Raw genomic sequence first — 8257 nt, 5'->3', positions numbered from 1 at the left:
TGGGATATTGTGTCCCCGGAACTCGTGCTGAATTGGATATTGTGTCCCCGGAACTCGGTGTCCCCGGAACTCGTGCTGAATTGGATATTGTGTCCCCGGAACTCGCTGAATTGGATATTGTGTCCCCGGAACTCGCGAGTTCGTACCGATGCCGGTGAACAGAGACCATCCGTTCAAGAAATCTTTGAAAATAGGACTACCAGTACCACCGGTGAAATCAAAATTTGTTCCACGATAGGAAATAACTGTCGTGCCATCCCAGTCGTAGGCGATCGCATAGAAGCCGGCCTGCACTTCGTTAGAAGATGCTGCATCGCTTGAGTGCGCAATTACAGTCGCATTTCCAATTTTCGTTCCGATTGCATCGGATAAGGAATAACTTAAATCGGAGTCGTATCCACGATCATAAGAATCCAAGGCCAATATGGCGACAAATAGGTCCTGATCCATTAGTAAGACTCCACCCAAAAATCGCCAGATGACAAATTACTTTTTAGGTCATTAGACTTAATAGCCACAGATGTATCGCCATCCAGTCTAGAATTTCGAGCCCTATAATCATTCAGCCAGACCAACGCCTTTTGAATTCGCGCGCCCACCGGCTCATCGGTTTTCTCCAACACGATTGCCCTGAGTTTGTAGCCATGCCCGAAACTGGCAGCCAAATTGTCGGGATCGACCGCCCGAACGCTAGTCGGATCCGTCATGTTTCCAAACGTCACGAGCCACGGGTAAGCCGAAACGGGCTCGTGCGATGGCGCCGCTGACGGCATCATCCGTGGTAAAATCTGCGGCCCCTTCAGCGCCATCGCGCGGCGATACTGGATGTCAAAGCCAGTGTTGTCAGGGTCATAGGGCTGCGCCATTTCCTCGGGCGTCAGTTGCGCCAGCATCTGGTACGCTCCTTTTGCCCAGCCATAGTTCGACGGGCTGGTCAGCAGGGCGAACAGCGCTCGCCCATTGGGCAGGTCGACCTCCGCCGCCTCTCCTTTGAACTGACCGTGGATAGCGCCGCGCGCGAAGGGGTTGCTCTGCCCCTCCTTGTACATGCGCACCTCGATGACCGTTGAGCCAGTGCGAATGCCCTGCGGCGTCTCGACCACCACCGTTTCCTTGTAGCGATAGGGCGGATATGTCGTGCCATCGCAGCCTTGCAGGATCAGCGTTCCACCAAATGCAAATGCCAGGATACGGGCAATGCGCCCTGCCGAAGTCAATCGATGCCTGCCGATTTGCCCGGCGCGCAATGGCACCCCATTTTCATCGCCAGGCCGTTTTCTTTCCGAATCCACCAGCCAGCCTCCAATTGCGCACTTGACATGCTTATATAGCGCGTCACGCCGGGCAAGCGCGTTCACCCGCCAAGGCCGCCGCCGCGCGGGCCAATGGGGCCAAAGGTGGGCGTCCACGCAAATCTGTCGGCCCGTAATGGTCGGGGTTTAACCGCGCAGCAGCCGCAGGGCGTGGGCCTCGCGGGCCAGATCCTCGCGGAAATCGGGGTGGGCTATGGCGATCAGGGCTTCGGCGCGCTGGGCGAGAGTCTTGCCTTTGAGATCGGCGCGGCCAAATTCGGTGACGACGATATGCGTTTCGTTGCGCAGCGTGGTGACCGGCCCGGTCAGCGAGGCGACGATGCGCGACACTTTGCCGCCGGCGGCAGTCGAGTGGCAGGCGATGATCGATTTGCCGCCGCGCGACATATAGGCGCCGCGCACGAAATCGACCTGACCGCCGGTGGCGCTGAATTGCCGACCGCCGACAAATTCCGAATTGCACGCGCCGTTAAGATCGATCTGCGTCGTGGCATTGACCGAGACGACATTGTCGTTGCGCGCGATGATGTCCGGATTGTTGACGTGGTCCACCGGGTAGGTTTCGACGGCGGGATTGTCGGTGATGAAATCGTACAGCGCGCGGTCGCCCATCGCGAAAGTGAACACCGAAACGCCGGGATGGATCTGCTTGCGACTGTTGTCGACGACTCCGGCCATGATCAGCCGGGCCAGCCCGTTGGTCATCATTTCGGTATGAATGCCCAGATTGCGGTGATGAACGAGCCCGGCGCAGACGGCGTCGGGCAGGGCGCCGATTCCCATTTGCAGGCAGGCGCCATCGTCGACCAGCTCCGCGATCAGCGCGCCGATGCGATCATCGGTTTCGCTGCGCGGGGCGGCGGGCAATTCGATCAGCGGCGCATCGTTTTCCACCAGCGCAGTCACCGCGCTGAGCGGAATGAGCGAATCGCCGCGTACATGCGGCATCTGGCGATTGACCTCCAGAATGATCCGCGCGCCCGGCTTGCGCGCCACGGCCAGCGCATAGTCGGTATTGGTGCCCAGGCTGAAACAGCCGTCTGAATCCATCGGCGCGACCGTGGCGATCAGCGTGTCGACACCGACATGTTCGACCAGCGAACGCGGCACCTGGCTGAAATGCGACGGCAGGAGATCGACCCAGGGCGCGTCGGTTGCCGCGCGCGCCTTGTCCAGCGCGCGCTCGACGCCGCTATGGAAATAGCTCATCGGGATCAGTCGGTCGTTCAGCGCGGCATCGAGGACGCTGCGCCCGGCGACTGCGGTCGACAGCATGTAATAGATGCCGATCCGGATGGTCGGTTCGGCGCGCGCACGCGCGGCGAGCGCATCGAGCAGGGCGGGAGGGGCACCTGCCCCCAGCGACATGGCCACTTTGGCGCCATCGGGGATCATGGCGACCGCCTGGTCGGCGGTCATGGTGATCGCGCTTTGCTGCCTTTGCGTCGCATCCGACATTGCTGCATCTCCGGAAGTTTCTTTTCAGGCCCTTTATGATGGGGCAAATCGCCCCTGACAGATGACGCGGCGAATGTCGATCAGTCGCAAATCGTCCGATCGTCGAAGATCGCGCCCGGCGACGTGTCGGGAACCCGATCAGGCCCTTTCCCCTGATCAGGCTCTTTCCCTTTGCCCCGCAATGCGGCTAAAGGCGCTGTCCATGAGCAACAGCGCCATCAGCAATAGCCAGCCCGACCTTTTGCCCGAGGGTCTGGAGGACCGTTTGCCGCAGGAAGCGGCGGCGGCGACGCGGGTCATGCGGGCTATTCATGACGTGATGCATGGGCACGGCTATGACCGTGTGCTGCCGCCGATGATCGAATTTGACGAAACGCTGGGCGCGCGCATGGCGGGAATCCGGTCGCGACGGATGTTTCGCTTTGTCGATCCGCAAAGCCTGCGCATGATGATCCTGCGCGGCGATCATACGCCGCAGATCGGGCGGATTGCGGCCTCGCGGCTGGCGGCGGCGGCGCGGCCTTTGCGGTTGTGCTATTCCGGGCAGGTCTTGCTGATCCGCGGCGACGGGCTCGATCCTTCGCGCGAAAAGCTGCAATGCGGGGCCGAAGTGATCGGCAGCGACAGCATGGCGGCGGCGAGCGAGATCGTGGCCATGGCGATCGAAGCGGTTCAGGCGGCGGGCGCGACCGGGGTCAGTGTCGATTTCACGCTGCCCGATCTGGTCGACGTGCTCGCGGCGCAGGCATTGCCTTTGGCGCCTGACGCGATCGAGGGGGTGCGGCGCGAGCTCGATACCAAGGACGCGGGCGGATTGGTCGATGCGGGCGGCGCGGCTTATGTTCCGCTGCTCTATGCCACCGGTGAATTCGACAGCGCGATCGAGCGGCTCGCGCAATTCGATACCGGCGGCGTGCTGGCCGGGCGGATCGCCGCGCTGCGCGAGATTGCCGCGCGGCTGAGCGGGCGCGCACGGCTGACGCTCGATCCGAGCGAGCGGCACGGGTTTGAATACCAGTCGTGGTTTGGCTTTACGCTCTATGCCGAGGGTGTACGCGGGATTTTGGGGCGGGGCGGCACGTATCGCATTGCCGGGCCCAACGGGGGCGAGGTGGCGACGGGGTTTTCGCTCTATCCCGATGGCCTGATCGACGTGTTGGCCGATGCCGAGCCGGAAGAGGATCGCGTGTTCCTGCCGCTGGGGCATGACGCGGACGCGGCGGCGCGGTTGCGCGCGATCGGATGGCGCACGGTGGCAGCCTTGGCCGAGGCGGACAGCGCTGCGGCGCTGGGGTGCAGCCATGTCCTGACTGCTGTGGGGGCCGAACCGGTCTGATCGCCGGCGTCAGGCTTTCAGAGTCAGGCGGGTGCCATCTGGCGCGCGGCGAGAGTACGCCCGGCCAGTACACGATCGATCCATTGGTCGACGGCGGTGGTGCCGGGATAAGTCGGATCGCCTATGCTGCGGTTGGCGGCGACATGGCCGGACAGGCCGCTCCCTGGCAAGGACACGACATCGACTGTGCTGCCCGCGCGGCGCAGCGCGGCGGCGAGCGCTTCGGTCTGGCGGGTGCCGTCGGGGCGATTGACATGCAGCAGCAGCCAATTGGCGACATTGGGCGCGGCGGCCTGCCACGACGGGGACAGGGCGCGCTGCCGCTCCGGATCGTTGCCGAAAGCCTGGGCATAGAGCGGGGCCAGCAGCCGCGGCGCATCGCGCATCTGGCGCGGCACGTCGTAGGCGGCGCCGTCGATGGCCACGATTCCGGCGATGGCATCGAATGTCAGCCCGACGTCATGAAGCCAGCGCGGATCGGTGCCGACCAGCGCGGCGAGGTGCGCGCCAGCGCTGTGGCCCATCACGATGACGCGGCGGGGATCGATGCCCAGCCGATCGGCCTGCGCCAGCAGACAGGCGAGCGCATGCGCGAGATCGGCCGCCTGATCCTCGACGCGGGCCGCAGGCACCAGCCGATAGCCGATCGTTGCGAAAGCGAAATTGCGCGCCGCGAAGTGAGCGATCTTGGCGCGGCCGGTGGCATTGTCCTTGCTGCCGAGGCTCCACGCGCCGCCGTGGACGAAAAGAACCAGCGGCGTTGGATGCGACGAAGCGCGCGCCGGCCAGACATCGATCGATTGAACCGGGTCGGGGCCATAGCGCAAGGGGGTGGGGACGGGGGGCGCCGGATGGCCCGCGCGCGCATCGGCCCAACTGCCCAAGGTCAGGCCGATGGTGATCAACAGGCTGACAAGCGGGTTGCGCAAGGCGAGGTTCCCTTTGGCCCAGGCAGGCAGGGTCGCCATGGTGTGGCGCAATGCGGTGGGAAAGGGAAGAGTCGACCGGGGTGGGCCTTGACTTGAGGCTTGATCTCCCCCTAGTGCGCCGCGCGCAGTCAAAGGTTGGCCCGTCCGACTTTTCCGTTCCATCCGCGGCGTCGAGTCCTGTCGAAGGGCGTCTTGCGGATCACCCGGCAGGGGATAATCTGTATCCATGGCAAATGTTACCGTGATCGGCGCCCAATGGGGCGATGAGGGCAAGGGCAAGATCGTCGACTGGCTGGCCAGTCGCGCGGACGCCGTCGTGCGTTTTCAGGGCGGGCACAATGCCGGTCATACGCTGGTGGTCGGCGAACAGGTCTACAAGCTGAGCCTATTGCCTTCGGGCATTGTCACCGGGACGCTGTCGATCATCGGCAACGGCGTCGTGCTCGACCCGTGGGCGCTGAAGGCCGAAGTGGAAAAGCTGTCGGGGCAGGGGGTGGAAATCAACCCCGGTAATTTCGCGATTGCCGACAATTGCCCGCTGATCCTGCCGCTGCACCGCGATCTTGACGGATTGCGCGAGATGGCGGCGGGCACGGGCAAGATCGGCACGACCGGGCGCGGGATCGGCCCGGCCTATGAAGACAAAGTCGGGCGGCGCGCGCTCCGGGTGTGCGATCTGGCGCATCTCGACGCGATGGATGCGCAGTTGGATCGGCTTTGCGCGCATCACGATGCGCTGCGCGCCGGGTTTGGCCAGCCGGCGGTCGATCGCGTTGCGCTGGTGGAAGCCTTGCGCGAAATTGCGCCGTTTGTGCTGCAATTTGCCGAGCCGGTGTGGAAGCGGCTGCAGACCGTGCGCAAGGCCGGGGCGCGGATCCTGTTCGAAGGCGCGCAGGGCGTTCTGCTCGACGTCGATCACGGGACATACCCGTTTGTCACCTCGTCGAACACGGTTTCGGGCACCGCGGCGTCGGGTTCGGGCCTTGGGCCTGCGGCGACGGGCTTTGTGCTGGGTATCGTGAAGGCCTATACGACCAGGGTCGGATCGGGTCCGTTTCCGACCGAACTGACCGACGAAACGGGGCAGCGGCTGGGCGAGCGGGGCCATGAATTCGGCACCGTGACCGGGCGCAAGCGGCGCTGCGGCTGGTTTGACGCGGTGCTGGTGCGTCAGTCCTGCGCCATTTCCGGGGTGACCGGGATCGCGCTGACCAAGCTCGATGTACTCGACGGATTTGACAAAGTGCGGATCTGCACCGGGTATCGGCTGCGCGGCAAAGTGCTCGATTATTTCCCCAGCCATGCCGCCGATCAGGCCGAAGTCGAACCGATCTATGAAGAGATCGAAGGGTGGCACGGCACGACGGCGGGCGCGCGGTCGTGGGCCGATCTGCCGGCACAGGCAATCAAGTATATCCAGCGCGTGCAGGAATTGATCGAGACGCCGGTGGCGCTGGTTTCGACGTCTCCCGAGCGTGAGGACACGATCCTCGTGCGCGATCCTTTCGTCGACTGAGATGGCGGGCGCCGGGCACCGGGGGCGAGGTCGATCGGGCCTTGCGCTGGTGCTTGGCGCGCTGTTCTGTGCAGGGGTGGCCTGTCCCGGGGTCGCCTGTGCCCAGGCGTCCGGTGTGGACCGTGTGCTGATCGAAAAGACGGCGCGGCGGATGACGCTCTATTCGTCGAGCGGTGAGCCCTTGCGCGTCTATCGCGATATTCAGCTCGGCTGGCAGCCGGTCGGCCCGAAACATTTCGCGGGCGATGGCCGCACGCCCGAGGGGCGCTACCGGATTGATCGGGGGCTGGAAACAAGCGCTTATCACCTTGCGCTGCACTTGTCCTATCCGGCGGCGCAGGATGTGGCGTTTGCGGGCGTGCGGGGACACGATCCGGGCGGAGCGATCTTTATCCATGGTCAGCCGAACGGCATGGCCGATCGACCTGCGGGGGATTGGACCGCCGGGTGTATCGCCGTAAGTAACATGGAAATAGAGGAAATATGGTCTCTGGTGGGGGATAATACCCCGGTCGAGATCGTGCCTTGATCCAAATTCGAGGTATCCGTAGTTGACCTTATAGCCGTTTGTTCCACTCTTGTTCGCGTTTCGGCGCGAAAGGATTTTACAGGACATGGCTCAGGCGGCACCGCAGTTCGAATACGGCAGTGACGACCCCGGCTCGGGGCAAGGATTCGGCTCGTCTGGCCGCTCCGGCCTTGCAGTTTCGATCTATGCCGACCGTGGTTATTTGCGCGCGGAAATGGCCGAAGATGCGGCTGCGGCGGGATTGCGCGTGGCGCAGACGACTGATTTGGCCCGGTTGCTCGAGCCGGGCGATCCGCCGTCTCTGCCGGAACTGGTGCTCGTCGATTGTCCGGTGATCGATGGTGCTGAACTGGCAGCGCTGTCCCGGCTGGATCAGCGGGCTTCGAAATCGGGTTCGCATCTGGTCGTTTCAACCTCGATGGGATCGCTGGACGAAGTGTTCGGGTGTCTCGACACAGCCGATGCGCAAATATTGGTCACGCCCAGCCGGGCGGATCGGGTCATTGCGCTGGGCCGGGTTCTTGCGCGCAGCGGCAACCGCGTGCGCGAATTGTCGGAAGAGGATCGGCTCAGCCTTTTGCGCCTGACCGAACAAGTCAGCCAGATTGCCCACAAACTCGAGCAGATTTCGTCGCATGGAACCAGCGAGGCGCCCAGCGCATTCCGCTTTGAAAACCAGCCGGGCTATGCCGGAAAAGTCGATACGAAGCTTGATCCGCAGTTTGACGGGGGTAGCGATCGCCTGGTCAGGGCGTCGCGTCCACCGCTTCCCGATCCGCGCCTCGTGCGCAAGATCATCCGCCAGCGGCAATTGCGGGCGCGTTTTTTCGAAGGCGACCTGTTTGCCGATCCGGCCTGGGACATGCTGCTTGATCTGACGGCTGCGCGGGTCGAACATGTCCGCGTTTCGGTCACGTCGCTGTGCATTGCATCGGGTGTGCCCCCGACGACAGCGCTGCGCTGGATCGGGCAAATGACAGATGCGGGCCTGTTGCAGCGGGTTGATGACGAAACCGATCGGCGGCGCGCTTTCATTACCCTGACAGACAAGGCTGCCGATGCGATGGCCCGCTATTTTGCGGAACTGGGGGCAAGTGCGACGAACCTAATCTAAGCTGGCCTAATCTAAGCCGGCCTGATCAAAGCTGGCCTGAACTGAGCGGGAGCGATGGGGCG

At 63.5% G+C, this 8257-nt stretch carries 8 protein-coding genes; 4 read left to right on the top strand and 4 right to left on the bottom strand.

Features of this window, described 5'->3' with window-relative positions:
- The 3 genes from AQZ50_RS20660 to AQZ50_RS19355 all read right to left on the bottom strand — a co-directional run.
- The coding region (locus AQZ50_RS20660; RefSeq protein ID WP_156427458.1) for a hypothetical protein at nt 1–450 on the bottom strand (450 nt) is incomplete at its 3' end.
- A complete protein-coding gene (locus AQZ50_RS19360) occupies nt 450–1358 on the bottom strand; it encodes a hypothetical protein (RefSeq protein ID WP_156427457.1) in 909 nt (302 codons plus the stop codon). The genes AQZ50_RS19360 and AQZ50_RS20660, both read right to left, overlap by 1 nt.
- Nucleotides 1359–1439: 81 nt before the next feature.
- Nucleotides 1440–2732, bottom strand: a complete 1293-nt coding sequence (locus AQZ50_RS19355; protein WP_304437936.1) for an acetyl-CoA hydrolase/transferase family protein — start codon at nt 2730–2732, stop codon at nt 1440–1442.
- 256 nt (nt 2733–2988) lie between these two features.
- Between AQZ50_RS19355 and AQZ50_RS19350 the strand changes: the two genes are divergently transcribed.
- On the top strand, nt 2989–4107 hold the full coding sequence (locus AQZ50_RS19350) for an ATP phosphoribosyltransferase regulatory subunit (protein WP_067749179.1): 1119 nt from the start codon (nt 2989–2991) through the stop codon (nt 4105–4107).
- 23 nt (nt 4108–4130) lie between these two features.
- Here AQZ50_RS19350 and AQZ50_RS19345 read toward each other — a convergent pair whose 3' ends face one another.
- Nucleotides 4131–5075: an alpha/beta hydrolase gene (locus AQZ50_RS19345; protein ID WP_231730425.1), complete on the bottom strand. Its 945-nt coding sequence runs from the start codon at nt 5073–5075 to the stop codon at nt 4131–4133.
- 187 nt (nt 5076–5262) lie between these two features.
- On the opposite strand from AQZ50_RS19345, the gene AQZ50_RS19340 reads away from it, so the two are divergent.
- From AQZ50_RS19340 to AQZ50_RS19330, 3 genes are all read left to right on the top strand, one after another.
- Nucleotides 5263–6552 (top strand): adenylosuccinate synthase, encoded by a 1290-nt coding sequence (locus AQZ50_RS19340; protein WP_067749156.1) that lies wholly within the window; start codon nt 5263–5265, stop codon nt 6550–6552.
- A gap of 115 nt (nt 6553–6667) precedes the next feature.
- Nucleotides 6668–7081, top strand: coding sequence for a L,D-transpeptidase family protein (locus AQZ50_RS19335; protein ID WP_231730424.1), 414 nt, complete (start codon nt 6668–6670; stop codon nt 7079–7081).
- Between the two features lie 85 nt (nt 7082–7166).
- Nucleotides 7167–8195: a winged helix DNA-binding protein gene (locus tag AQZ50_RS19330; protein ID WP_067749151.1), complete on the top strand. Its 1029-nt coding sequence runs from the start codon at nt 7167–7169 to the stop codon at nt 8193–8195.
- The last annotated feature ends 62 nt before the right edge of the window (nt 8196–8257 follow it).

The organism is Novosphingobium sp. Fuku2-ISO-50 (genome assembly GCF_001519055.1).
Classification (GTDB): domain Bacteria; phylum Pseudomonadota; class Alphaproteobacteria; order Sphingomonadales; family Sphingomonadaceae; genus Novosphingobium.
Note: the sequence above shows the minus strand (reverse complement) of the source record. Positions and strands in the feature narration are given on the sequence as shown.

Excerpts from the sequence above, each read along its gene's own strand:
- AQZ50_RS19355 (WP_304437936.1), bottom strand. The coding sequence starts at position 2,732 with ATGACCGCCGACCAGGCGGTCGCCATGATCCCCGATGGCGCCAAAGTG.
- AQZ50_RS19345 (WP_231730425.1), bottom strand. The coding sequence starts at position 5,075 with ATGGCGACCCTGCCTGCCTGGGCCAAAGGGAACCTCGCCTTGCGCAAC.
- AQZ50_RS19340 (WP_067749156.1), top strand. The coding sequence starts at position 5,263 with ATGGCAAATGTTACCGTGATCGGCGCCCAATGGGGCGATGAGGGCAAG.
- AQZ50_RS19330 (WP_067749151.1), top strand. The coding sequence starts at position 7,167 with ATGGCTCAGGCGGCACCGCAGTTCGAATACGGCAGTGACGACCCCGGC.